At 46.7% G+C, this 25,912-nt stretch carries 23 protein-coding genes and 1 tRNA gene; 18 read left to right on the top strand and 6 right to left on the bottom strand.

Features of this window, described 5'->3' with window-relative positions; all coding sequences use genetic code 11:
• Positions 1 to 138 precede the first annotated feature (138 nt).
• From FTU54_RS00675 to FTU54_RS00665, 3 genes are all read left to right on the top strand, one after another.
• A complete protein-coding gene (locus FTU54_RS00675; RefSeq protein ID WP_005178869.1) occupies positions 139 to 1,398 on the top strand; it encodes a putative DNA modification/repair radical SAM protein in 1,260 nt (419 codons plus the stop codon).
• The gene (locus FTU54_RS00670; RefSeq protein ID WP_152342434.1) at positions 1,398 to 2,177 is read left to right on the top strand and encodes a TIGR03915 family putative DNA repair protein; all 780 of its coding nucleotides are present in this window, start codon (positions 1,398 to 1,400) and stop codon (positions 2,175 to 2,177) included. The genes FTU54_RS00675 and FTU54_RS00670 overlap by 1 nt, the downstream gene beginning before the upstream one ends.
• Positions 2,178 to 2,239: 62 nt before the next feature.
• Complete coding sequence (locus FTU54_RS00665) at positions 2,240 to 2,758, top strand: hypothetical protein (protein ID WP_005178855.1); 519 nt, start codon at positions 2,240 to 2,242, stop codon at positions 2,756 to 2,758.
• A 47-nt stretch (positions 2,759 to 2,805) separates the two neighbouring features.
• Here the strand turns inward: FTU54_RS00665 and FTU54_RS00660 are convergent, their stop codons facing one another.
• The 3 genes from FTU54_RS00660 to ahpF all read right to left on the bottom strand — a co-directional run bounded on the left by FTU54_RS00660 (position 2,806) and on the right by ahpF (position 5,746).
• Positions 2,806 to 3,507, bottom strand: a complete 702-nt coding sequence (locus FTU54_RS00660) for a VIT family protein (protein ID WP_005178853.1) — start codon at positions 3,505 to 3,507, stop codon at positions 2,806 to 2,808.
• A gap of 135 nt (positions 3,508 to 3,642) precedes the next feature.
• Entirely contained in the window at positions 3,643 to 3,987 is a 345-nt protein-coding gene (locus FTU54_RS00655) for a hypothetical protein (RefSeq protein ID WP_005178845.1), read from the bottom strand.
• A gap of 193 nt (positions 3,988 to 4,180) precedes the next feature.
• Positions 4,181 to 5,746, bottom strand: coding sequence for an alkyl hydroperoxide reductase subunit F (ahpF, locus tag FTU54_RS00650; protein ID WP_005179083.1), 1,566 nt, complete (start codon positions 5,744 to 5,746; stop codon positions 4,181 to 4,183).
• 296 nt (positions 5,747 to 6,042) lie between these two features.
• On the opposite strand from ahpF, the gene FTU54_RS00645 reads away from it, so the two are divergent.
• Positions 6,043 to 6,264, top strand: a complete 222-nt coding sequence (locus tag FTU54_RS00645) for a DUF1653 domain-containing protein (RefSeq protein WP_005178842.1) — start codon at positions 6,043 to 6,045, stop codon at positions 6,262 to 6,264.
• A 24-nt stretch (positions 6,265 to 6,288) separates the two neighbouring features.
• Here FTU54_RS00645 and FTU54_RS00640 read toward each other — a convergent pair whose 3' ends face one another.
• Positions 6,289 to 6,498 (bottom strand): KTSC domain-containing protein, encoded by a 210-nt coding sequence (locus FTU54_RS00640; protein WP_005178841.1) that lies wholly within the window; start codon positions 6,496 to 6,498, stop codon positions 6,289 to 6,291.
• Between the two features lie 281 nt (positions 6,499 to 6,779).
• Here FTU54_RS00640 and FTU54_RS00635 point away from each other — a divergent pair, with 281 nt between their 5' ends.
• Positions 6,780 to 7,880: a putative zinc-binding metallopeptidase gene (locus FTU54_RS00635; protein ID WP_180074253.1), complete on the top strand. Its 1,101-nt coding sequence runs from the start codon at positions 6,780 to 6,782 to the stop codon at positions 7,878 to 7,880.
• Between the two features lie 47 nt (positions 7,881 to 7,927).
• Here the strand turns inward: FTU54_RS00635 and FTU54_RS00630 are convergent, their stop codons facing one another.
• Entirely contained in the window at positions 7,928 to 8,404 is a 477-nt protein-coding gene (locus FTU54_RS00630; RefSeq protein ID WP_016659126.1) for a hypothetical protein, read from the bottom strand.
• Between the two features lie 156 nt (positions 8,405 to 8,560).
• Positions 8,561 to 9,124, bottom strand: a complete 564-nt coding sequence (gene ahpC, locus FTU54_RS00625) for an alkyl hydroperoxide reductase subunit C (RefSeq protein WP_005178834.1) — start codon at positions 9,122 to 9,124, stop codon at positions 8,561 to 8,563.
• 467 nt (positions 9,125 to 9,591) lie between these two features.
• Between ahpC and hrpA the strand changes: the two genes are divergently transcribed.
• The 13 genes from hrpA to FTU54_RS00560 all read left to right on the top strand — a co-directional run bounded on the left by hrpA (position 9,592) and on the right by FTU54_RS00560 (position 25,819).
• Positions 9,592 to 13,509 (top strand): ATP-dependent RNA helicase HrpA, encoded by a 3,918-nt coding sequence (gene hrpA / locus FTU54_RS00620; protein ID WP_180074251.1) that lies wholly within the window; start codon positions 9,592 to 9,594, stop codon positions 13,507 to 13,509.
• Positions 13,510 to 13,539: 30 nt separating this feature from the next.
• The gene (locus tag FTU54_RS00615) at positions 13,540 to 14,655 is read left to right on the top strand and encodes a beta-ketoacyl-ACP synthase III (protein WP_016659123.1); all 1,116 of its coding nucleotides are present in this window, start codon (positions 13,540 to 13,542) and stop codon (positions 14,653 to 14,655) included.
• Between the two features lie 10 nt (positions 14,656 to 14,665).
• Positions 14,666 to 15,427 (top strand): lysophospholipid acyltransferase family protein, encoded by a 762-nt coding sequence (locus FTU54_RS00610; protein WP_127798774.1) that lies wholly within the window; start codon positions 14,666 to 14,668, stop codon positions 15,425 to 15,427.
• A gap of 127 nt (positions 15,428 to 15,554) precedes the next feature.
• Positions 15,555 to 16,976: a cysteine--tRNA ligase gene (gene cysS, locus FTU54_RS00605; RefSeq protein WP_127798772.1), complete on the top strand. Its 1,422-nt coding sequence runs from the start codon at positions 15,555 to 15,557 to the stop codon at positions 16,974 to 16,976.
• Between the two features lie 65 nt (positions 16,977 to 17,041).
• Positions 17,042 to 17,117: transfer RNA gene (locus FTU54_RS00600), tRNA-Gly, on the top strand.
• Positions 17,118 to 17,426: 309 nt separating this feature from the next.
• Positions 17,427 to 18,404 (top strand): SIS domain-containing protein, encoded by a 978-nt coding sequence (locus FTU54_RS00595; RefSeq protein WP_005178820.1) that lies wholly within the window; start codon positions 17,427 to 17,429, stop codon positions 18,402 to 18,404.
• A gap of 3 nt (positions 18,405 to 18,407) precedes the next feature.
• A complete protein-coding gene (locus FTU54_RS00590) occupies positions 18,408 to 18,947 on the top strand; it encodes an HAD family hydrolase (protein WP_005178818.1) in 540 nt (179 codons plus the stop codon).
• Between the two features lie 40 nt (positions 18,948 to 18,987).
• The gene (gene lptC / locus FTU54_RS00585; protein ID WP_005178816.1) at positions 18,988 to 19,530 is read left to right on the top strand and encodes an LPS export ABC transporter periplasmic protein LptC; all 543 of its coding nucleotides are present in this window, start codon (positions 18,988 to 18,990) and stop codon (positions 19,528 to 19,530) included.
• Positions 19,520 to 20,086: a lipopolysaccharide transport periplasmic protein LptA gene (gene lptA / locus FTU54_RS00580; protein WP_045794900.1), complete on the top strand. Its 567-nt coding sequence runs from the start codon at positions 19,520 to 19,522 to the stop codon at positions 20,084 to 20,086. The genes lptC and lptA overlap by 11 nt, the downstream gene beginning before the upstream one ends.
• Positions 20,086 to 20,829, top strand: coding sequence for an LPS export ABC transporter ATP-binding protein (gene lptB, locus FTU54_RS00575; RefSeq protein ID WP_005178814.1), 744 nt, complete (start codon positions 20,086 to 20,088; stop codon positions 20,827 to 20,829). Before lptA ends, lptB begins: the two co-directional genes overlap by 1 nt.
• A gap of 132 nt (positions 20,830 to 20,961) precedes the next feature.
• Positions 20,962 to 22,503 (top strand): TolC family outer membrane protein, encoded by a 1,542-nt coding sequence (locus tag FTU54_RS00570; protein ID WP_180074249.1) that lies wholly within the window; start codon positions 20,962 to 20,964, stop codon positions 22,501 to 22,503.
• Positions 22,500 to 24,638, top strand: coding sequence for a type I secretion system permease/ATPase (locus FTU54_RS00565; RefSeq protein ID WP_180074247.1), 2,139 nt, complete (start codon positions 22,500 to 22,502; stop codon positions 24,636 to 24,638). Before FTU54_RS00570 ends, FTU54_RS00565 begins: the two co-directional genes overlap by 4 nt.
• Positions 24,635 to 25,819 carry an HlyD family efflux transporter periplasmic adaptor subunit gene (locus FTU54_RS00560; RefSeq protein ID WP_005178811.1) on the top strand — a complete coding sequence of 395 codons (1,185 nt, stop codon included), beginning with the start codon at positions 24,635 to 24,637 and terminating at the stop codon, positions 25,817 to 25,819. Before FTU54_RS00565 ends, FTU54_RS00560 begins: the two co-directional genes overlap by 4 nt.
• The last annotated feature ends 93 nt before the right edge of the window (positions 25,820 to 25,912 follow it).

Raw genomic sequence — 25,912 nt, 5'->3', positions numbered from 1 at the left:
TTTTTAAATAATCTGCCGGTTTTTACACAGCAGTTACATTCGTTGCGACAAGCTGGGTCGTGCTAACGCATCGGCTTGCTAGGCGCAACATTTTCGCTTTTTTATAATCAGCTTATCTCCTGATTTCTGCTGAAACGCATGTCTGAACGTATCCGTGAAAAACTGCAAATTTTAGCCGATGCTGCCAAATATGATGTGTCCTGCTCATCGAGTGGCAGTCGGCGCAAAAATAAAGACCAAGGGCTGGGCAATACCGGTAATGGCATCTGTCACAGCTATACCGAAGATGGGCGCTGTGTTTCGCTGCTTAAAATCCTGTTCTCCAATGTTTGCATTTATGACTGTGCCTATTGCGTGTCGCGGCGTTCCAATGATGTGAAACGCGCAGCCTTTACCGTACAGGAAGTGGTCGATCTGACCATAAATTTTTACCGGCGCAATTATATTGAAGGGCTGTTTTTAAGTTCCGGTATTTTTAAATCGGCCGATTACACCATGGAACGAATGCTACAGGTGGTGAAAAAGCTGCGGCTGGAAGAAAACTTTAATGGATATATTCATTTAAAAACCATCCCGGGCGCATCTCAGGAAATTATTACCGAAGCCGGTTTATATGTTGACCGGATGAGTATTAATCTGGAAATGCCGACCGAAGCCGGACTACAGCAGTTTGCCCCGGAAAAAAGTCATGCTGAAGTGCAGAAGGATTTGGGTATTGTCCGCGATCGCCTGATTCAACTGAAAGATGAATCGAAAATCATCAAATCGGTACCGAAGTTTGTTCCGGCCGGACAAACCACGCAGATGGTGGTGGGTGCACATAATGAAACCGACCAAGACATTATTATGATGGCCGATCGGCACTACAAAGAATTCAAGCTAAAACGGGTTTATTTTTCTGGTTATATTCCAATTAATACACAGGAAAAGGCCTTGCCCGCTGTCGGTTCAGCGCCGCCGTTGCTGCGTGAAAACCGGCTCTATCAAAGTGACTGGTTAATGCGTTTTTATGGTTTTGCTGCGCATGAACTGGTGGATGATCAACATCCCAATTTAGACCTGGATGTCGACCCGAAATTGGGCTGGGCACTGCGTCATCCAGAGGCTTTTCCGGTAGATATCAACCGTGCCGACTACCAGTTGATTTTACGGGTGCCGGGTATAGGCGTGCGTTCGGCGCAGAAAATTGTGCAGGCGCGCCGGTTTGGGCACATTCATATAGATCAGCTAAAACGCATGGGCGTGGCCTATAACCGTGCCCAGCATTTTATTCGCTGTGCCGACAGCCCGAAATTTAAAAAAGAGCCGCCAGCGCAGCAGATTCGCCAGCAGATTTTACAGTCGGGGCAATCCAAATATCAGCAGCAGCTCTCGCCACAACTGGGCTTTGCTTTTTAATGGCCACCTACTGCTTTGATGGCACGCTCACCGGCTTGCTTTGCTGTGTGTTTCGGGCATTTCGCTTTCAAGAGTTTGATGTACACATTACCGCCAATCCGCAGTCCCAGCATGGCCTGTTTGATGAGTTTATTGTCGTGTCTTCACAGGATGTGCAGGGGCAGCGGGTCTGGCAGGGCTTGAAACAGAAAATCCAGCCCGGCAGCTTGCGTCAGTTTTATCTGTGCTTTTTGTCGGAGCAGGAACAGGCCTTTCAGCATCTGTTTGATTTTTGCATTTATGTTTTTCAACACGGCCATGCGGTGGATGGTAATTATGGCCATCCGGCGGTGTTGGGCATGGCACAGTGGGCCAAGCAGGTGGGCCGGGAAAAACATCGCATGGAAGCTTTTGTACGCTTTAAAAAATGTCAGGATGGTCTGTTCTTAAGTCTGGTGCGGCCAGATTTTAATGTATTACCGCTGATCGAGCGGCATTTTAAGGCGCGTTACCAAGATCAGCGCTGGCTGATTTATGACGAACAGCGTGATTACGGCATTTATTATGATCTGGATGATGTGCATCAGGTTCAGATGAATGCCCGGCAGCTGGATCTCCAGCTGGACAGTGGCCACAGTCAGGCCTTTAGTATCGAGCTGGATGCTGAAGAATTTTTATATGACCAGCTGTGGAAAGATTATTTTCACAGCGTCAATATTCAGGCACGGCAGAACATGAAGCTGCATATTCAGTATGTACCGAAACGTTACTGGCGCTATATGAATGAAAAGTCGCTCTAACTTTCATCCCGGCCGGTTTCATCAGTATAATGCCCGGGTTGTATCGTGGAAAAGGTAAAAGCATGAAGGGGTATGTAGGGGCTGTTTTGCTCACAATAACAGGTTTGACAGCATGTGGACCACATGAGGCAGAGCAGGTACAGGTCCAGCCTGAACAGTACCAGGTGGCCAGTGCAGAGCAGCTACAGCAGCGCTTTAGTGCCTTAAACCGTCAACTGGAAGCCGATTTTCAGCAGTTTAAGCAGCTGGAAAGTATTGCCTTTGCCCAGCAGTTTCCTTTAGATGCCGATAATCTGATGACCTTGAACCAGCATCTGGTCAGCAGTACCGCCTTAAAGCCGACCAAAGCCGGCTATTGCGATATGATGAATGGCTATTTTGCCGAGATGTATCGTCTCGGACATTATAATCTGGAACTGCTTGATCAGATCCAGCTGCCCCAGGCTCAACAGGAAAATTTAAAGCAGAATTTTGCCAATGCCGACAATTTTTATGATTTTATTTTAAACCGCTATACCAGCTATCGTCAGGTGCAGCAAACCATGAATTATGGCTGTAACCTGAAAGCGGCTTTACAGTAAACACAGCCCTAAGGTAAAAAAACCGCCCGATTTGCTGGGCGGTTTTTTTATAAAGGTGTGACATGGAACAACGAGCCAATCCAGTGTGCGAATAGCATGGCCACCACGCCCCAGACCGTGACCCGCAAGCTGCCTCTGAGCATGGAGGTGCCGGCAAAATAGCTGGACAGGGCACCCAGTAAGGCCAGCGATAAGACACCTACAATCACAATGCTTCGGTCCAGATATTCCACCGGACTAAAGACAATGGTCAGTAAAGGTAATAGCGCCCCTAGAGAAAATGCAATCGCCGAGGATGCCGCTGCCTGTACCGCATTGGCGGCAGTATTTTCATGAATGCCGATTTCATCGCGGGCGTGGGCGGCCAGGGCATCTTTGGCGGTCAGCTGTACTGCCACTTCATGCGCCAGCTCAGGCGTCAGGCCGCGCAAGGTATAAATATGGGTCAGTTCTTTTAGTTCCAGATCGGGGTTTTTACGCAGTTCTCTGGATTCCATGTGCAGATCAGCCTGCTCGATATCTTCCTGGGATTTGACCGAAATATATTCGCCGGCAGCCATGGAACTGGCGCCTGAAATCAGGCCGGCAATACAAGTAATCAGCAGAGTCTGGCTGGAAGCACCACTGGCCGCCATCCCGATCACCAGACTGGTCACTGAGATAATCCCGTCATTGGCCCCCAACACCGCAGCACGTAACCAGCCCGTTCTTAAAATATAATGTTTTTCATGATGATGTGAATAACTCATAGCCCGCCTGATTTCTTATTGTATGCGGCTATCTTAACCCAGAGATGCAAAAAGCCCCAACTTTGGGGTAATGCCAGTCAATCTCTTAACTGACTGGCATTACCCGGAAGGGAGCTTTTAGCGAGGAAGTGAATTTTATTGCTGGGCTTCTTCACGCACGTTCGCAGCACCTTGTTCAACAGCACCGGCTGCGGTTGCAGTTGCATCTTTGGTGGCTTCCTTGGTTTCATCCCAAGCCTGACTGGTTGCCGCAGCGGCATTATCCGCGGCCTGATCTAACTCTGCAGCAGCTTCATCCGTTGCAGCATCCATTTCAGCTGAAGCTTCTTCAGCAGCACCGGAAATATCATGACCTGCCTGTTCAGCAGCATTTTCCAGATGCTCGCCAGTGGTTGCACCTGTTTCAGGCGCCTGATCACGGTTACAGCCCACTAAAGCAACGGTAGCAGCAAGACCTAAAGCAACAAGTAATTTATTCATTGTCATATTCCTTTTAATTCTATTCTCAAGGCAAATATCCACAACAGCAGTGAATATTCAAAAATATAAACCAGTTCCGATCTGGCAATAGATAACAAATTGTTGATTAAATGTAAGAAAATGAAATACAAAAAAAGCCTATAGGGTAGTGCACGCTATAGGCTTGTGGTGTTCTAGAGTTAATTCAGCAGAATTATTGCCCCGAACGGATGATGTAATCAAAGGCAGATAATGATGCTTTGGCACCTTCACCAGTCGCGATGATGATCTGTTTGTAAGGAACAGTAGTACAGTCACCAGCAGCAAATACACCTTTGACGTTGGTTTCGTTGCGGTCATTAATCACAATTTCACCACGGTTGCTCAGCTCAACTGCTGTTTCTTTCAAGAAATCGGTATTTGGTAACAAACCGATCTGTACAAAGATCCCCGCCAGTTCAACCGTGTGCTCTTCATCTGTTGCACGGTCTTTATATTTCAGCGCTGTCACTTGTGAACCATCACCCACGACTTCTGTTGAAAGTGCATTTTTGATGACAGTGGTGTTGGGCAAGCTGTTCAGTTTGTCTTGCAATACCTGGTCCGCACGTAATTTGGTATCAAATTCTACTAAGGTTACATGCTCAACAATACCGGCCAAGTCAATTGCGGCCTCTACACCCGAGTTACCCCCACCAATGACTGCAACACGTTTGCCTTTGAATAAAGGACCATCACAGTGCGGGCAATACGCCACACCACGGGTACGGTATTCTGCTTCACCTGGGACATTCATCTCTCTCCAGCGTGCACCGGTTGAAAGCACCACAGTTTTCGATTCCAGCTTGGCACCGTTTTCCAAGGTCACTTCAACTAAACCGTTGGCTGTTTCATCTGCACCTTTAATGTCAGATACACGTTGTAGGTTCATGATGTCGACACCGTATTCACGTACGTGTGCTTCCATTTCAGCGGCAAATTTTGGACCTTGGGTTTTCTTGATTGAAGTGAAGTTTTCAATGTCCATGGTGTCCATCACCTGACCACCAAAACGTTCCGCCACGATACCGGTGTTAATGCCTTTACGTGCTGCATAAATCGCTGCAGTGTTCCCGGCAGGTCCACCACCAATCACCAGTACATCGAACGCAGCTTTGGCATTCAGCTTTTCTGCTTCTTTGGCTGCAGAGTTGGTGTCTAATTTGGCAATGATTTCTTCCAGTGTCATACGACCCTGACCGATGTGGTTACCGTCCTGGAATACCATCGGTACCGCCATGATCTTACGTTCTTCCACTTCATCCTGGAAGAATGCACCATCAATCATAGTGGCAGTAGTACCCGGGTTATAGATGGCTATCAGGTTCAATGCCTGCACCACGTCTGGACAGTTATGGCAGCTTAACGATACGAACACATCAAAGTCCGATTGGATGCCCAAGTCTTTAATAGAAGCTAATACTTCATCAGACACTTTTGGTGCATAGCCTGAGGTTTGTAATAATGCCAGAATCAAAGAGGTGAACTCATGGCCCATTGGCAAACCTGCGAAGAATACACGCGGTTGCTCACCGGCTTTGGCGACACCAAAGCTTGGTGCACGTTTGTTGTTACCATCGAAGCGTGCAGTCACCTGATCAGACAGGGCGGCAATTTCAGTTACCAGTTCTTTGATTTTGTCTGATTTGTCAGAGCTATCTAAAGTGGCCACTAATTCGATTGGACCTTCAAGGCGTTCTAACAAGGCTTTTAATTGGGCTGTGGTATTTTGATCTAACATTGCTAACGTCTCCAGAGGAGTAAAATGTATTTGATAAAGACATGATAGGAGAAAATATTTAATTGGTGAAACGGTTTGTTTTTATCAAAACAATCGGTTTTTTAAATCAAATAATAAAAATCATGTATTTATGCAGAAGTTGCACATAAAAATGTATGGCTTTATCTTCTAAGATGTGGCTTGTCACTGGAATTTTCAAGAATTGACAATAAGAAAATCAAAGATTTGCTATTTGTGACTAAAACTAGGCATTATCCTGAGCAATGGCATTTAAAATTACAAAGGTGAGTATCAAGATGAGTTTAAGCCGAGGCATTTATCAGCATTATAAAGGGCAGTTGTATCAGGTGTTGCATGTGGCCACGCACAGTGAAACCGAGGAAAAGCTGGTGGTCTACCAGTGTTTATATGGTGATTATTCCATTTGGGTTCGACCACTGAGCATGTTTACCGAATCGATCAGTCTGGAAGATGATCGTGAATTACCGCGTTTTAAACTGGTTCAGGAAATGATGTGAGAGGTGAAATTGCTGCACCTCAATTCAAGGTCGCAACGAGACCTTGTTAAAGTGTAAATCGTACTCCAGATATTTTTGCACAAAAGCAGCTTTATCATGACTGCGTAGCAGATTGTTATAGATAAATTCTGGCACAGGATGATAAAGCTCTGCCAACCCATTGTTATAAAATATTTTTAAGTAGCGTGTTGAGGTATTGTATTTGCAGAAGGTTACAGTCAGGACAGTTTCCATTAGCCATTCCTCCTTTATTGTGTTTGGAATCGTTATAGTTTGACCATATGCCAAATGCAGAGCCGGATGTATTACTGATTTGTAAGAATTTTCAACTTTATCCGCGAAAGTCGAGTGTTGTGTGCCAACACTCCCGGTCAAAGCGCAGCGTATGGGGACAATCTGCACCACGGTTGCAGCAACACTAAACATTCACTGCAAAAAAACTACACTCAGAAAAATCAGAATCTTCTAAGCTTAGCGGCATCTCTGTAATAAAAACAATCGACTGAGCCATTCTCATGCAACTTTTTCAGTGCAGTTATTGTCAGCATCCGATTTATTTCGACAATACCCAGTGTACCGTGTGCCAGCATCATTTAGGTTTTGATGCGCAATATATGCATATGCTGGCGTTGCAACCGGGCCAGCGGGCAGGGGAATTTGTTGAAGCGGTCACGCAAAAGGCTTACCGTTTTTGCCAGAATCATCAGCATCAGGTCTGTAACTGGATTATTCCGTTTGACAGTCCGGAGCAGTTTTGTCCGGCCTGCCGTTTAAACCGGATTATCCCGGATTTAAACCAGCCGCAATATTACTGCCGCTGGCAAAAAATCGAGCTGGCCAAGCATCGTCTGGTTTATGCCTTGCTGCGCTGGAATTTACCTTTACTGAGCAAGCTGGAAAGTCCTGAACGTGGGCTGGTATTTGATTTTAAGGCCAATCCGAATGATGATCGTGCTCCCAAAGTCATGACCGGTCATGCCAGCGGGGTGATTACTTTAAATATTGCCGAAGCCGATGATGTCGAGCGGATGATGGCCAAGCAGAATATGGCCGAAGTGTATCGGACCTTGTTGGGGCATTTTCGGCATGAAATTGGCCATTATTATTGGGATGTTCTGGTGGCCAACAGTGATTATCTGGCACGCTTTCGGCAACTGTTTGGGGATGAACGCGCCTGTTATCAGCAGGCGGTGAAGGATTATTATCAGCACGGTGCGCCGAGCAACTGGATGGATGCCTATATTAGTGCCTATGCCACCATGCATCCGTGGGAAGACTGGGCGGAAAGCTGGGCGCATTATTTACATATTGTTGATGTGCTGGAAACGGCAACTTCTTTTGGCATGAGTATTCATCCGCAAATTGTGCATGAAGAGCAGCATTTTATGTACTTCAAGCAACGTGAAAATCCGTATTTTTTGACCGACTTTAACGAGATTTTTCAGGCCTGGTTGCCAGTGGCTTTTGCCATGAATAGTGTGAATCGGAGTATGGGGCAGGAAGATTTTTATCCCTTTGTGATTAGTCCGAAGGTGATAGAAAAATTACAACTGATTCATCAGGTGATCCATGGTTTGCCGCCAGTTTCGGACAATCCAATTCCTGTAGATGGTTAATGCTTGATCCATCATCAAACCCTCATCTATCATAAAATCATCCCACCTTATAAACGGCGGCATTGTCCTGTTTTATCGCCCTGTACCGTGTTACGTCCACCCACCGGTGGTGTCGCGTTATTTTCACATTCCAGATTGCCATCGACCTGATTACGGCTAATATTCAGCGTACCCCGATTGTTTTTGAGCTGGATATTGCCATTTACACGGTTATTGTGCAGCTGGGTCAGCTTGCCGCGTTCCAGTTGAATATTGCCTTCAATGCGGTTATTGGTCGCCACCAGCTGTGCAAAACGGCCTTTGGATTCCAGATTGCCATCAATATGGCTGTTTCGGAGAATGGCTTTGGCACCATCGGCCAGCATGACATTGCCATCGACCTGCACATTAGTTAAGGTGCATTGCTTGCCAACGAAAATATTGTCGGAAATCGAACGATCTTTTAAGCTGCCGCTACACTGCACATCAGCCCAGGCTGGCAGGGACAGGGTGGTGAATAAGGCTGCAATTAATAGGGTTTTCATCGGTCTATCCATAGCGCATTTTTCAGTAGCTTAATCAACGCAGATGAAAATAAAAAGAATCTACAGCAGCTAAAATTGAGTAAAAATGTAAGTGCCTCAATAAAAAAACCACGCGATCAAGCGTGGTTTTTTTCAATCAGTTTAATCTAATACAGATTAGATTTTACCAACTAGGTCGATTGAAGGAGCAAGTGTTGCGTCGCCTTCTTTCCATTTTGCTGGGCAAACTTCACCTGGGTGAGCGTGAACGTATTGAGCAGCTTTTACTTTGCGAAGAAGTTCTTGCGCGTCACGGCCGATACCACCCGCGTTGATTTCGATGATCTGGATTTTGCCTTCTGGATCGATGACGAAAGTACCACGATCAGCAAGACCGTCAGCTTCAATTAATACTTCGAAGTTTTTAGACAGTGTCCAAGTTGGGTCGCCAACCATTACGTATTGGATTTTTTTGATTTCTTCTGAAGAATCGTGCCAAGCTTTGTGCGTGAAGTGAGTGTCAGTAGAAACTGCATAGATTTCAACGCCTAATTTTTGGAATTCAGCGTAGTTGTCAGCAAGGTCACCAAGCTCAGTTGGGCAAACGAAAGTGAAGTCAGCTGGGTAGAAGAATACAACTGACCATTTGCCTTTAAGATCAGCTTCAGTTACTTCAACGAATTGACCGTTGTGGTAGGCATTTGCTTTAAATGGTTTAACTTCAGTATTAATTAAGCTCATCATTGTCTCCATGATTGAGGTTTGTTTTGAATTTCAATTAGATTATAGAAATTTGCTTTATTGCTGAAATGGTATTTTTACATTACCACCATCGGAAAAACCGAATTGATGATTGTTTAAGCCATATTCAGGCGGTGTGTATTATTATGTAGCCGAAAAATATGATGACCACATGACAATTAAAAAGTACACCTTTTTCATTCCTCATCAAACATGATGTCAAGCTCGGTAAAATTCAAGGGTAAAGCAAAAATATTTTTTATTTTTAGGCAGACTGCTTGGAAATGTTCGTCATCGTCACAATCTAGAAGCCACCGTACTCAGTTTGCGGACAGCGGATTCGCTGCAAAAGCAGACAGGCTGGAGGGTCTGTTCGTTCATTTCATGGGCGGATTCTTCCGCTGGCTGTCATTACAGCGTAAAATAGCCGATTGATATTTTTTTATTTAAATTAGGAATCTTGTTCTGTGCAGAGTCATTTAAATGTAGATCAACTCGTTATGGCGCGTGACCGTCATCGTTTAAATCGACTGCGTAAAGGAAAAGATGCAAATGAAAAACAATATTCTGAGCTATTTGAAAAATCCAATCTGAAAGTTCGGGAACGCCTGGGCCGTATTCCAAACATCAAACTGAATCAGGATTTGCCGGTCACCCAATACGCCGACAAGCTGGTTGAGGCAATTCAAAAACATCAGGTGATTATTGTGGCGGGGGAAACCGGTTCGGGGAAAACTACCCAGTTGCCGCAAATTGCCATGCTGGCCGGGCGCGGTTTAACCGGTCTGATTGGTCATACCCAGCCGCGTCGTCTGGCCGCGCGCAGTGTCTCGCAGCGGATTGCCGAAGAAGTCGGTGAAAAACTTGGTGAATCCATTTCCTTTAAAGTCCGTTTTAATGAACAGGGCTCGCAGGATTCAATTGTCCGCTTAATGACTGATGGTATTTTACTGGCAGAGCTGGCCAATGACCGTTACTTAAGCAAATACGACACCATTATTATTGATGAAGCGCATGAACGTTCCCTGAATATTGACTTCATCATGGGCTATTTAAAGCAGCTGTTGCCACGGCGTAAAGATCTCAAAGTGATCATTACCTCAGCGACCTTGGACGTAAACCGTTTCAGCAATTACTTTAATGGCGCGCCGATTTTTGAAGTTGAAGGGCGCAGCTATCCGGTCGAAGTGCGTTACCGTCCCATTTCCGAACTGAGCATTGGCGGTAGTGATGATGATGAGTTTGATGACTTTGAAGAAAACCTGCCGCGTGCGGTAGTGCAGGCGGTGGAAGAATGCTTTGCCGATGCACAGGAAAAAGGTCATCCTGAACATGCCGATATCCTGGTATTTGCCAGCACCGAGCAGGAAATCCGTGAATTACAGGAAACCTTGATCAAGCATGGCCCGCGCCATACGGAAGTGTTGCCGCTATATGCACGTCTGGCCCTGGCCGAGCAGCAGAAAATCTTTAATCCATCGGGCGGTGGCCGACGGATTATTATTGCTACCAACGTCGCGGAAACGGCGTTAACTGTACCGAATATCCGCTATGTGATTGACAGTGGTTTTGCCCGGATTTCACGTTATAACTATCGTTCACGTGTACAGCGTCTGCCAATTGAAGCAGTTTCGCAAGCCGCAGCCAACCAGCGTAAAGGCCGTTGTGGCCGTATTGCACCGGGTGTCTGTATCCGTCTGTATTCGGAAGAAGATTTCTTAAGCCGTCCGGAATTTACCGAACCGGAAATTAAACGCACCAACTTAGCTTCGGTGATTTTGCAGATGCAAAGTCTGGGCCTCGGTTCGCTGGAAGATTTTGATTTTATCGAGCCCCCAGATCATCGACTGGTCAATGATGGTCGCAAGCTTTTGATTGAGCTTGGCGCAATGACGGAGAAGAAAGCGAATCCGTCTAAAGCGACTGACGAAAATAATAATCTCCCTCTGTCTAAAAGAGGGGTTGGGGGAGATTCCTTAACCAAAATTGGCCAGCAAATGGCAAAAATGCCGATTGATCCACGTCTGGCACGAATGATTCTGGGCGGGGCACATTTTGGTGCCTTAAATGAAATTCTGGTAATTGTGGCGGCACTGGCGGTGCAGGACCCACGGGAACGCCCGGCCGACAAACAGATGCAGGCCGATCAAAAACATGCCTTGTTCCGTGAAGCCGATTCCGATTTCCTGTTTTATCTCAAACTCTGGGATGCCTTGCTGGCCAATCGTGACTTGAGTGAAAACAAGCGCCGCAGTTTTGCCCGTAATCATTTCCTGAGCTGGTTGCGTTTACGTGAATGGAAGAAAACCCATGAGCAGCTGGTCGATCTGGCACAGGGTTTAAAACTGTCTTTCAATGAAAAGAAAGCCAGTTATGAAAATCTGCACCGGGCTTTATTAACCGGACTGTTATCGTTTATTGCCAATAAAACCGATGAACGTAATGTGTTTATGGCAGTGCGTCAGCAAAAAGCGCGGGTTTTCCCGGCCTCAACCTTGCATAAGACCAATACCCCGTGGGTGATGGCTTTTGAGATGGTGGAAACCTCGCAGGTGTATTTGCGGACCCTGGCCAAAATTGAGCCGGAGTGGATTCTTCTGGCGGCGCGTGATCTGTTAAAACATCATTATTTTGAACCGCACTGGTCGAAAAAAGCCGGAGTGGTCAATGCCTATGATCAGATTTCACTGTTTGGTTTAATCATTGAACCGAAACGTCAGGTGAATTATGAAAAGGTCGATCAGCCGGCGGCGCATGAGATTTTCCTGCGCGATGCCTTGACTACCGGTAACCTGGGAATTATGCCGCCGTTCTTAAAGCATAATTTACTCAAACTGGAAGAAGTGGAGCGGGTCGAAGACAAGCTGCGCCGCCGCGATCTGGTGGTAGATGAAGAAACCATCTATCAGTTCTATGCCGCAAAAGTGCCGACAGATGTGGCCAGCCGCCGTTCTTTTGAAGACTGGCGCGCGACAGTCGAGCCGAAAGAGCCACGTTATTTATTTGTTGATGATGATGCCTTGTGGCTGAATGATCGCCCGACCACGCAGCAATTCCCGGATTATCTGCGTAATGGCGAATTGCGTCTGGCGGCCAGCTACCGTTTTGATCCGAGCCATGATGAAGATGGTGCGACGGTAAAAATTCCGGTTCAGGCCCTGCCACAGGTCGATGAAAATATCTGGTCATGGGGGATTCCGGGCTGGCGTGAAGAGCTGATTGAAGCGCTACTGAAAGCCTTGCCGAAAGATAAACGCCGTAACCTGGTGCCAATTCCGGATACCGCGCGCAAACTGAGTGCACGAATTGATGCGACACATCTGCGTGAGCATATTTTCAGCTTCCTAGCTTTTCAGCTGCGCGGCGATCAGATCACTGAAAAAGACTTTAGCTTTGAACGGATCGATCAGTATCTGCTGCCGTTTATTAAAGTGATTGATGAAAAAGGCCGGGTCATCGAACAGGGCCGTGACCTGAGTGAGTTGAAAGCCCGCTGCCGCACCGAAACCCATAGTCCGGTGAAACAGCTGAAAGGTGAATTTAAAACCTTCCCTGACAACTTTGTGTTTGAAGCCTCGCAAAAAGTCACTGGCGTGGTGGTCAAGCAGTATCAGGCGCTGGTACCGACCAAAGACTTTGCTGCGCTGGAACAGAAAGATGAATCTGGTGTGGTGATTCAAACCTTTAATGATCAGGCAGAGGCAATTAAACAGCATCGGGCCGGGGTGATTCGCCTGATTCATATGCAGCTGGGCGATTTAATCCGCCAGCTGAAAAAACAGATTTCTAAACCGCTGGCGCTGGCTTATTCTCCGTTGGGCGATAAAGCACAGCTGGAACAGATGCTGGTCTATGCCACCTTGCAGATGTCAATTGATGACTTGCCAGTCAACGCTGAACAGTTCCAAACGCTGCTACTTGAGGTAAAAAAATCATTCCTCAGTCATGGACAGAAAGCGCTGTTCAGCTTTAATGAGATTTATATTCAATGGCAGGATATCCGCCGTAAACTGCTGATGCTGGATGAGTCGGTCTTTGCCAAAAATATGGATGATATTGAAGATCAGCTGGACCTCATGAACCTGGCCGATTTCGTGTATAACAAGCCAGCAGACGTCTGGAGCGAATATCCACGTTATCTGAAAGCGCTGGTGCTGCGTTTGGAACGTTTGCCGAATAACCTGCAACGTGATGATGCCGCCATTGTGCAGATTGACCCGTGGATGGACAAACTGTTCAAGTTTAAAAATGACAGCCGCTTGAAAGAATTGTACTTTATGGTGGAAGAATTGCGCATCTCGTTATTCTCGCAGCCAATGAAGACCAAGATGCCAATTTCGCCAAACCGGCTACAAAAAGTATGGGAAAAGCTGGGAATCGGTTAAGATAGAGAGAATTTCAAAAAGGAGTTTTACATGGGCATTCGCATTACCGGTACGGGCTTATTCCATCCTGAAGATGTCATTACCAATGAAGAGTTAGTTGAAAGTTTAAATGCTTATGTGGAACAGTATAACTCGGCCAATGCTGACAAAATTGCAGCGGGCGAGTTAGAAGCACGCCGTGGCTCAAGTGCAGAATTTATTGAAAAAGCCTCTGGCGTGAAACGTCGCTACGTGTCAGAGAAAACCGGTCTGCTTGATCCAAACCGTTTACGTCCACATTTAAAAGAACGCGCTGATGATGAAATCTCGCTTCAGGCCGAGTGGGGCGTAATTGCAGCCAAACAGGCAATGGAAAATGCCGGTGTCACGGCTGAAGACATTGATGTGGTGATTCTGGCCTGCTCGAATATGCAGCGTGCCTATCCGGCGGTGGCCATTGAAATTCAGACTGCACTCGGGATTCAGGGCTATGCCTATGACATGAACGTGGCCTGTTCAGCAGCAACCTTTGGTTTAAAACAGGCGTATGATGCCATTAAAAGCGGTGCGCGCCGTGTCTTGCTGGTGAATGTCGAAATTACATCGGCACACAATGATTTCCGTTCGCGTGACAGCCACTTTATTTTTGGCGATGTTGCCACTGCGTCAATTATTGAAGACACCGACAGCAAAACCGGTTTTGAAATTGTGGACACTCAGTTATTTACCCAGTTCTCGAACAACATCCGTAACAACTTCGGTTTCCTGAATCTGTCTGAAAATGCCGATATTGATGACAAGCGTTTCCGTCAGGACGGCCGTAAAGTCTTTAAAGAAGTGTGTCCACTGGTTGCGAAAATGATTACCGCGCAGCTGGAGAAAAATGCGATTGCACCAGCCGATGTAAAACGTTTCTGGTTGCATCAGGCCAATGCCAGCATGAACGAACTGATTCTGAAACTGGTGGTTGGTAAAGCGGCTGCGGAAGCAGATCCGGCGTTGGTGCCAATTATTCTTGATGAGTTTGCCAATACTTCATCTGCCGGGGTCATCATTGCCTTGCATCGTACTGCGCATGAAGTGAATGATGGCGAATATGGCGTGTTATGTTCATTTGGTGCCGGCTACTCGGTGGGCTGTATCCTGGTACAAAAACACGTGGTTTAAGGGGCAGAGATTGCAGGTCCAGCATGATGCAAAATGGATCAAGACGCTGAGCGCCTTATCTAAACGCTATTTCACGCCGACCTTTTTAGGCAGTGAATATATTGATGCATCCCGACCTGCCATGTATGTGGGCAATCATTCCCTTTACGGGATTTTTGATGCCCCCGTTATTATTGATTATCTGTTCAATGAACATCAGGTGGCTGTGGTTAGTATTGCCGACCACAGCCATTTTTATTTGCCAATCTGGCGCGATATTGTCAAAAAGTTCGGCGCAGTCGATGGCCAGCGTGAATATGTGCGTGCCTTGATGCAGCAGGGCTATTCGATTCTGGTCTTTCCGGGTGGCGGACGTGAAGTGCTGAAACATCCGGGTGAGCAGTATCAATTGATCTGGAAACAGCGCTACGGCTTTTTACAGTTGGCACAGGAATTTCAGTACGACATTATTCCTTTTGCTGCCTTTGGCCCTGATGATATTTTCGAGTTTGGTTTTGATGCCAGAACCGTGGTGCAGCATCGTCTGTTTCAGAAACTGCTCAAAGTCCCTCAACTGGATAAATTATTACGTCATGGCGATGTGATTCCATCATTACCGAAACACCTGATTCCCAAGCGGGTACCTTTTTATTTTCAGTTTTTGCCACCGGTAGAGGTCGGGCAGAGATTAGGTTCTGAAGATTTGACCACGCTGCGAGAGGAAATCGCTCAGCAAATTTACCAGAGCTTAGCGCAGCTAAAAGCCCGTTCAACTGGGCACTCATCCTCATAATAGCCGGGTTGTGCCTGAGTTTAAGCCCGCATAAGTGATTTTTGATAAAAATAACGAGAAAACTTTATGAAAAATAATGCTTAGGTTAAGATGAACCATCCTTTTATTTGAAGTCTTTTGAACAGCTATGCAACCATTTGTTCTCTATAACTCAGAGCAGCGCAAAAAAGTAGAATTCGTGCCACGCGTCGATGGACAGATCGACATGTATGTCTGCGGTATGACCGTGTATGACTACTGTCATATTGGTCACGCGCGTGTCATGGTTGCATTTGACTACATCATCCGTTTCTTGCGGAGTCAGGGCTGGAAAGTCAAATATGTACGCAATATCACCGATATTGACGACAAAATTATCAAACGTGCCAATGAAAATGGCGAGAGTATTACCGCTTTAACCGACCGCTTTATTCAGGCCATGAATGAAGATGCAGAAAACCTTGGCTGTCTGGCCCCGGATGAAGCACCGCGTGCCACTGACTATATCGACCAGATGCAAAACATGATTGGCAATCTGGTTGACAAGGGCACCGCTTATCCGGCTTCAAATGGTGATGTTTATTTCCAGGTTGAAAAATTTGCAAAATATGGCCGTTTATCCGGTCGTAAACTGGAAGATATGCAGGCTGGTGCTTCAGAGCGTGTCGATGTCGAAGTAGAGAAAAAACATCCATTTGACTTTGTGCTCTGGAAACATGCCAAAGAAAATGAACCGGCTTGGCCATCACCGTGGGGCAAAGGTCGTCCGGGCTGGCATATTGAATGTTCGGCGATGTCGACCTGCTGCCTGGGCAATCATTTTGATATTCATGGTGGTGGTTCAGACCTGATGTTCCCGCATCATGAAAATGAAATTGCCCAGTCTGAAGCCTCTACCGGTGAGCAGTATGTTAATTACTGGATGCATGTGGGCTTTATTAATGTCGATGGCGAGAAAATGTCAAAATCGCTCGGCAACTTCTTCACCATTCGGGATGTGATGGAGAAATTCCATCCGGAAGTGATCCGTTATTTCATCGTGTCTTCACACTATCGTAGTCCGGTGAACTTCTCGGATGTAGCACTAAAAGAAGCCAAGACGGCGCTGTCCCGTTTCTATCATTCATTTAAAGCCTATCAGGCCGTGTATGGCGACAAGCTGTTAGAAACGCTAGATGACACATTGGTCGAACGCTTTAATACCGCAATGCGGGATGATTTTAATACCGCGGAAGCGATTGCAGTGCTGTTTGAAGTCAATAAAGAACTGAACCGCGCGGTGAAAGAAGAAAATGCCGAACAGGCAGCAATCTTCTATGCTACCTTGCGTCATCTGACCAATATTCTTGGTTTGGTACAGCACAATGTCGATGAATTCCTGAAGTCAGACATTGGCCAGGATGCACTTGGTTTATCTGAAGAACAGATTGAAGATCTGATTCAACAGCGTAAAGATGCCAAAAAAGACAAAAACTTTGCCCGTGCCGATGAAATCCGTCAGTCTTTACTGGATCAGGGCGTGGTGCTGGAAGATACCCGTCAGGGTACCGTTTGGCGTCGTGCTGATTAAATCACCACTTGGAAGCATAAAGAGTTGACAGTTGTATGAAACTCTCTATAATGCACTTCCATATTGCGGGAATAGCTCAGTTGGTAGAGCACAACCTTGCCAAGGTTGGGGTCGCGAGTTCGAGTCTCGTTTCCCGCTCCAAAATTTTAAAAGCCTCAGTCAAATGATTGAGGCTTTTTTTATGCGTTTTTATCCAGATATGAAACATTATCCATTATCTACACTCAAACTTAGCTTAACTGCCTGAGCTAAAAAATGAGACTCATGTTCACCATCTTCCTGTGCTGTGGTTTATCAACAACAGGCGGAATCATGAAGAAATCGTGTGAAATCTTATACATTTAAAAACGTGACATTTGCATAGATATGCTAAAATTGCGAAAATTAATTTCTGCTTGAATGAAGACCGTTCAGCCCTGAACGAAGGTTAAAAATTTGAATTCTGAAAACATGTCAAACCCGATTGATTTTCAAGGTGTGGCGCTCAGTACCTTGCGTATAGAAGAACAAGCTCTGCAAACACTGGCCACACAAATTGACGAGCGCTTTAGCCGCGCCTGCGAAATTATTTTGCAATGTAAAGGCCGTGTGGTGATCACCGGTATGGGGAAATCCGGGCATATTGGCCGTAAAATGGCGGCGACTTTTGCCTCGACCGGTACACCTTCATTCTTTATGCATCCGGGCGAAGCAGGACATGGCGATTTAGGCATGCTGGTACGGGGTGATGTGCTGATTGCCATCTCCAATTCTGGCAAAAGTGATGAAATCATGATGCTGATGCCGCTGATCAAACATCTGCAAGTGCCGTTAATTACCATCAGCGGAGATGACAGCGGCCCAATGCCACAAAATGCCGATGTGGCTTTAACTTTAGGGAACATTCAGGAAGCCTGCCCACTGGGTCTGGCACCGACCTCGAGCACCACCGCAACATTGGCCTTAGGGGATGCACTGGCTGTGGCCTTACTTGATGCGCGTGGGTTTACCGCAGATGATTTCGCCCGTTCCCATCCTGCGGGTGCTTTGGGTAAACGCTTGCTGTTGCATGTCAAACACTTAATGCATACCGGCGCCGAGCTGCCAAAAGTCGCGCCAGAAACCCCAATGAACAAAGTGCTGTATGAAATTTCCGACAAGCGTTTGGGGCTGACCACGGTGGTGGATGAACAGGACACCTTATTGGGAATTTTCACTGATGGTGATTTGCGCCGTTTAATCGACAAACAGCAGGGCTTTGATATTCATCTGCCGGTGGCTGAAGTCATGATCAAGCAGCCTGCGACCATTTCTCAGGAAGCCCGTGCGGTTGAAGCACTGGCACAGTTACGCGATAAAAAAATTAATCAATTTGTAGTGGTCAATGATGCACATCAGGTGATTGGTGTGATCAGTATGCATGACCTGATTCAGGCCGGGGTAAATTAAAAAATGGCATCGTATATTTTATTGGAACAGGCACGTCACGTTGAGGCTTTGGTTTTAGATGTCGATGGTATTTTAAGTGATGGCTTTGTTACCTTAACCAATAGCGGTGATGAAATTAAAAACTTTGATATTCGTGATGGTCTGGGCATGAAACTGGTGCAGCAGGCCGGGGTGAAAGTCATCATCATTACCGGGCGTACCAGCCATATTGTTGAAAAACGTATGAATGCCTTGGGTGTGGACCTGATTTATCAGGGCCGTGAAGACAAGGGTGTGGCTTTACGTGAAGCCTGTGCCCAGCTGAATCTGGCACCAGAAGACTGTCTGTATATGGGCGATGACTGGCCAGATTTATCTGCCTTTGCCATTGCTGGCATGAAAGTCACGGTGCCGAATGGTCATGTTGAAGTGCGTCGTCGTGCTGATCTGGTGACTCAGGCCCAAGGAGGCCGCGGTGCGGTACGTGAAATCTGCGACATGATCCTGATGTCAAAAGGCGTATACGAACAGTTACTTGAAAAGTATACCGCGATCCCTCATTAATAAGATATTCCTCTGATTGAGTTGAGTTAAAACCCCACTTATGGATACCCGAGTTTTATATATTACTGCGATTGCAATTGCAGCTGTAAGTGGTGGTTATTACTATTACAGCGGTAAAGGCAATAAACTGGATACCGAGGGTTCCAGAAGTATGACCTATACGGCGGAGCAGATTAACCTGACTCAAACCGATGAACAGGGGAATTTATATGTTCGCGCTCAGGTTGACCGTTTAGAGCAGGATATGCAAAAGCAGACCTCTCAATTACAGAACCTGAATGCGTCGATGTATAAAGAAGGGAAAGTTGATGCCACTTTTTATGCTAAGCAGGCGCATGGCTATAATGACAATGAAAAAGTGGTGTTATCTGACCAGGTGCGTGCCACCAAAATTTTAGCGCAAGGTCAATTAGAACTGCAGACGACAGAATTGACGGGCTATCCGGACAGTCGGGAAATTGAAACCGATAAACAGGTGATGGTGCAGTCTCCACAAGCTGAATTTGTAAGCCAAGGACTGAAAGCCAATTTGAATGATGGTCAATACGAATTTTTTAATATTCGAGGAACATATGAACGTTAATCCGAAGCTTGCAACACCTCGTACTTTCCTGCAGAAAGCCGCGCTTGTAGGTTTGGCAGTATTGTCCTCAGCTACAGCTTGGGCCTTGCCTTCAGACCGGAACCAGCCAATTACCTTGGTGGCCGACCGTGCGACATTTAATGAGCGTACCGGCATTACCACCTATACCGGTAATGTGATTATCGAGCAGGGCACAATGCGCTTGCAGGCCAATTCAATTGTGGCCAATCTGAACAGTAAAAAAGAAATCAGCACTATTACCGCCAACGGCAGTCCGGCACAGTTCCAGCAAAAGACTGACCCGAATAAAGGTCTGGCCAAAGGTCAAGCGCAGAAAATTGTCTACAATGCGGAAACCGGTATTATTACCTTGTCGGGCGGGGCATTTTTACAGCAGGATGGGGCCAGCATTCGCGGCAATACCTTGCGTTATAGTATGAATAAAGGCGATATTGAAGCCATTGGTACGCCAAACAACACCGGATCATCTTCAGGTCGCGTACAGATTGTGATTCCACCATCCAGTTCAAAATCATTCCCGGGAGCACGCGATTAATGGATCAGGTCGTACAGCCACAAACTCTGACAATCAAACACCTGGCCAAAAACTACAGTAAGCGCTGGGTGGTGAAAGATGTTTCTTTCTGCATGCAAAGTGGCCAGATTGTTGGACTGCTTGGCCCAAATGGTGCTGGTAAAACCACCAGCTTCTATATGGTGGTTGGCTTGGTACGTATGGACAAGGGGGAAATTCATCTGGATGAACTGGATTTATCTGACCTGGCCATGCATGAACGTGCGCGCAAAGGCATTGGTTACCTGCCACAAGAGGCGTCAATTTTCAGAAAACTGACCATTGCTGAAAATATCATGTCGATTCTGGAAACCCGTAAAGACTTAAACAAGCAGCAGCGTCAGCAGCGTTTAACCGAACTGCTGGCTGATTTTAAAATTACCCATATTAAAGATTCACTGGGTATGAGTGTCTCCGGTGGTGAGCGACGTCGTGCGGAAATTGCCCGTGCTCTGGCTGCCGATCCGAAATTTATGTTGCTGGATGAACCTTTTGCCGGGGTGGACCCGATTTCTGTCGGGGATATTAAAGATATTATTAGCACCCTTAAAGATCGCGGAATTGGTGTATTAATTACCGATCATAACGTGCGCGAAACATTGGCAATTTGTGAGCGTGCTTATATTGTCAGTGAAGGTGCAGTGATTGCCGAAGGAACCCCACAGGAAATTCTGGAAAATGAAACTGTGAAACAGGTCTACTTGGGCGAAGATTTTAAGGTGTAGTTGGTGAAAAACACATATAATTGTTATTTGTTGTATGTGTTTTATCCTGAAAGCGTTTTATAATTAACAAAAGTATAAAAAACTAGCTTAAAAACATTTACAATTTTAAAAATATTAGTTTGAATGACGACAATGATGGGTTGCAAGAGCTTAACAGTTCATAAAAATAAATTATTCAGGCAGACGCTACTGTGGCAGGCTTTATTGCTGAGTGGACTGCTGAGCCAGTCGCTTTATGCTGAAACGACGACTTCAGAACGGCAAACACTTCAACAGAGCGTGGCACGTTTATTTATCCCGCAATCTGACCAGAATTTTACTCGTGTCCGTATTAGTGAACTGAGCCAGTTTCAGCTCGATACACAAAATATTCAGGAAATGCCCCGGGCAGTACCAGCATCATCTGTTTCAGAAACAGCGGCATCAGCCCGATCCTCTGTGCAACAGCCTTTAAGTTTTAATGACACCATTCGGACTGCTGTTCAGCGTCATCCTGAAATTTCCCAGGCCATTTCCACTTTGGCAGCCCAGAATGCCAGTATTGATGTGGCGAAGTCCGGTTATTATCCGCAATTATCTGGTGGTATTTCCACAGCAGACCTGACCAAAGGCGAGCGCGGCCGTCAGCTGCTGAGCCTGAATGCCACGCAAGTGCTTTATGATTTTGGCAAGGTCAAAAGCAGTGTCAACTTGGAACAGGCCCGTTTGGCCGCAGAGCAGGCCAATGTGCTGGTCAGTATTGATGATATTGCTTACCAGACTGCCAATGCCATGATTAATATCAAACGCTATCAGGAAATTACCCGTATTGCTGAAGAGCAGATTCAGGGGATTGCCCGCATTGCGGAAATCACCAATTTACGTGCCGAGGCCGGAATTAGTACCCAGGCCGACCCGATTCAGGCCCGTTCCAATCTGGAAGCTGCGGAAGCCAATTTAATTGTGCAGCAAACCCAGCTGCGCCAATTTCAGCAAAAGCTGCGCACCTTGGTCGGGTTTGAGGTTCATCAGCGTAACTGGCAGATTCCAGAGCGGCTGGTGAAAGAGGCGCAATTATATTCAGAGCCGGTTTTTCAGCAGATTCCCGGACTAATGGCTGCTCAGGCTGAAGTTAAAGTGGCCAAATTACGCAAGCAGCAATCACGTTTAAGTGCTTATCCCACTTTAAATGTGAAAGGTTCTATAAGTCAGGCCATCAATGGTCGTAATCCGAATAACAATGAAGATGATGGCCTCTATAATTCGATCATGCTGGAAGCCAATAGCAACTTTTATCAGGGCGGCGCAATTGCGTCACAAACCCGGGCGGCCAGTTATGCAGAAGAAGCGGCCAAGGCACGGGTCAATAGTGTGTATCTAGAGGTGCTGGATGAAACCCGCATGCTGCGTGAAGAAATCCAGAACAAGCAGCGCCAGATGAATATTCTGGTCAAGCGTCAGGCCACCACCATCCAGACCAAAGAGCTGTATCAGGAACAATATAAATTAGGCACGCGCTCAGCTGTCGATTTACTGAATGCCGAACAGGCAATTCATAGTGCCGCCCAGGAAATTGAAAATACGCGTTTTGATATTTATGCAGCCATTGCGCGCTATATCTCCATTACCGGACGGACACGCGATATTTATGATTTAAACCATATATCCATTCAGGGGTTTGAAGTTCAGCCATGAGTACTAAAATAAATTATCAACCGTGGCTTCAAGCAGTGCTGAGCATTGCCAAGCATTACCGGATTGAACCATCCGCAGAACGTATCCGCTTGCAGCTGGACTGGAATCCGAACCAGAACATTGATGATATTTTAAATCTGATCGCCCGTCAGGTGGGCCTAAGTCTGCGCAAAACCGACTTTAGCGCCGAGGTGATCAATCCCTGGCGTTTGCCGGTACTGGTTGAATTCCAGGATGGTCAGGTGGGCGTAATTGACAAGGTCGATGCCGAAGGCAACCTGAGCATTCAGTTCAGTGACGATCAGGGTTTATCACAAACGCTGGCCAGCGATACTTTGGCGGAGCATGTGTGGCATGTCTATATCCTGCGCCCGGAAAAATCGGTTCCCGATGCGCGGGTAGATGAATATGTCAAACCCTATGAAGATAACTGGTTCTGGTCAATTGTGCTACGGGACTGGAAACGTTATATCGATGTAATGTTTGCCTCCCTGATGGCCAATATTCTGGCACTGGCCACCATCCTGTTTTCGATGAATGTCTATGACCGGGTAATTCCGGCACAATCGGTTCCCACTTTGTGGGTGTTGGCAGGAGGGGTGCTAATTGCAGCCATTTTCGAGTTTAGTTTAAGGGTCGCACGGATTTACCTTTCCGATATTATCGGCAAGCGTGCTGATCTGCGTATTTCAGACCGGGTCTATGGGCATGCGCTGCGGATTAAAAACAGTGAACGCTCTAAATCGACCGGGACCTTTATTTCTCAAATCCGTGAACTGGAAGGGGTGCGTGAACTGGTGACGTCGACCACCATTTCTGCAATCGCTGATTTGCCTTTCTTCCTGCTGTTCCTGGGCGTGTTCTGGGTGATTGGCGGGAACCTGTTCTGGGTGATGCTGATTGTGGTACCGCTCATGATTATTCCCGGTATTCTGGCGCAAAAGCCTCTGGCTAAACTGGCTAATGAGGGGATGCGTGAAGGAGCAATCCGCAATGCCATGCTGGTGGAATCGGTACAGGGCATTGAAGACATCAAGTTATTACGCGCCGAAGCCCGCTTCCAGAACCAGTGGAATCATATGAATGAAGTCTCCGCCGATATTGCTATGCGTCAGCGTAAAATTGTTGGGGTGATGACGGCCTGGACCCAGAAAATTCAGGGGCTGACCTTTGCAATTGTGGTGCTGGTCGGCTGTTTTGCTGTGATGGATGGAGAAATGACCACCGGTGCTCTGGTGGCTTGTTCAATTTTATCTTCACGGATGCTGGCACCAATTTCACAGATTGCCGGCGTGCTGGGCCGTTTGCAACAGGCCAAAGTGGCGAAACAGGGACTGGATGAATTAATGAAAAAACCGGTTGATCAGCCGGAACATAGCCACTTAATTCATCGTCCGGTGTTAAATGGTCATTATGAATTAAGCGGGGTCAGCTTTAAATATGGCGAAGATGATCCTAAACCGACCTTGATGGTGCCCAAGCTCGAAATTAAAGCTGGTGAAAAAATTGCCATTCTGGGTCGTAATGGTGCCGGGAAATCTACCTTGTTGCAGCTTTTTTCCGGCATGCAAACCCCGAATCAGGGCAAAATTAAACTCGATGGCGTAGAGTTGGGCCTGATTGATCCTGCTGATGTACGCCGTGATATGGGCCTCTTGAATCAGAATGCACATCTGTTTTTTGGCACGGTACGGGAAAACCTGACTTTGGGTGCACCATTGGCCAATGATGACGATATTTTACAGGCACTTCGAATTACCGGTGCGCTGGCCTTTGTGCAGGAAAAGAAAGAAGGGCTGGACCATCTGATTCTGGAAGGTGGTGTGGGGTTCTCTGGCGGCCAGAAACAGGCCTTGCTGCTGGCACGTTTGCTGCTACGTCAGCCGAATATTTTATTGCTGGATGAACCGACGGCTGCAATTGATGATGTCTCCGAGAAACAGCTGATTGATCATTTGAAAATGTGGCTTGGGCACCGGACTTTGGTGGTGGCCACCCATCGCCGTGCAGTGTTAGAGCTGGTGGACCGGATTATTGTGGTCAATGATGGAAAAATTGTGATGGACGGGCCACGAGATCAGATTCTTAATCAGTCTGCATCTCAACCACGTCAGATGGCAGGAGCGAAGTCATGAGTGAACAATTAAGCAAACGTTCAATGCAGGTGACCGAGCTGGAGCCACCTTTACCTAAAGCCAGTCTGTTTATCTGGATTATCTGTATTGGACTGGCAGTTTTGCTACTCTGGGCCTGGCTGTTCAAGCTGGAAGAAGTATCCACCGGCACTGGTAAAGTGGTGCCATCTTCGAAAGAGCAGGTGGTACAGTCCTTAGAAGGCGGGATTCTCACCACCTTGAATGTCCGCGAAGGGGAAATTGTCAATCGGGGTCAGGTGCTGGCCCAGCTGGACCCGACCCGGTTTGCTTCTAATGTGGGGGAATCGGAATCTTTGCTGGTATCTTCCTTGGCGACTTCGGCCCGGTTACGCGCTGAAGTAAATGGCACACCCCTGGTTTTTCCGGAAGAAGTGCTGAAAGAGCCAAAACTGGTACAGCAGGAAACTGCTTTATACAATTCGCGCCGGGCCAACTTAGAAGAATCGCTGGCCGGTTTACGGCAGGCTCTGGTGCTGGTCGAGCAGGAATTGCGTATGACTGAACCCTTGGTGGCCAAAGGTGCGGCCAGTGAGGTGGAAGTGCTGCGTCTGAAACGCGAGGCCAATGACCTGCGTAACCAGATGAATGATATTCGTAACCAGTATTATGTCAAAGCGCGTGAAGAGCTGTCCAAGTCCAGTACCGATGTACAGACCCAGCAACAGGTGGTACGTGGCAAGTCCGATACCTTGAACCGCACAGTCTTCAAGTCGCCGGTACGGGGTGTGGTCAAGGAAATTGATGTGATGACCATTGGCGGGGTCGTACCGCAAAATGGCAAGTTAATGACCATTGTGCCTTTAGATGAACAGCTGTTAATTGAAGCGCGGATCTCGCCGCGAGATATTGCATTTATTCGCCCAGACCAGGAAGCACTGGTCAAAATTACCGCCTATGATTATTCGATTTATGGCGGTTTAAAGGGTAAGGTCACGGTGATTTCACCGGATACCATCCGTGATGAAGTCAAGCAGGACCAGTTTTATTACCGGGTCTATATCCGGACTGATACCGATAAACTGACCAATAAATCTGGCCAGCAGTTCAGTATTACCCCCGGAATGGTGGCCACGGTTGATATTAAAACTGGTTCTAAAACCGTACTGGATTATCTGATTAAACCGTTTAACAAGGCCCAGGAAGCATTACGCGAGCGTTAATCGTCAACTCAACATAACCTCCCAGTTTGGGAGGTTTTTTATTGCCAAAATTTGCCTGAAAACACGTTATAATTTCAGAGATTATTGCATTTT

It is taken from the genome of Acinetobacter sp. YH12116 (assembly GCF_013418895.1).
Classification (GTDB): Bacteria; Pseudomonadota; Gammaproteobacteria; order Pseudomonadales; family Moraxellaceae; genus Acinetobacter; species Acinetobacter indicus.
Note: the sequence above shows the minus strand (reverse complement) of the source record. Positions and strands in the feature narration are given on the sequence as shown.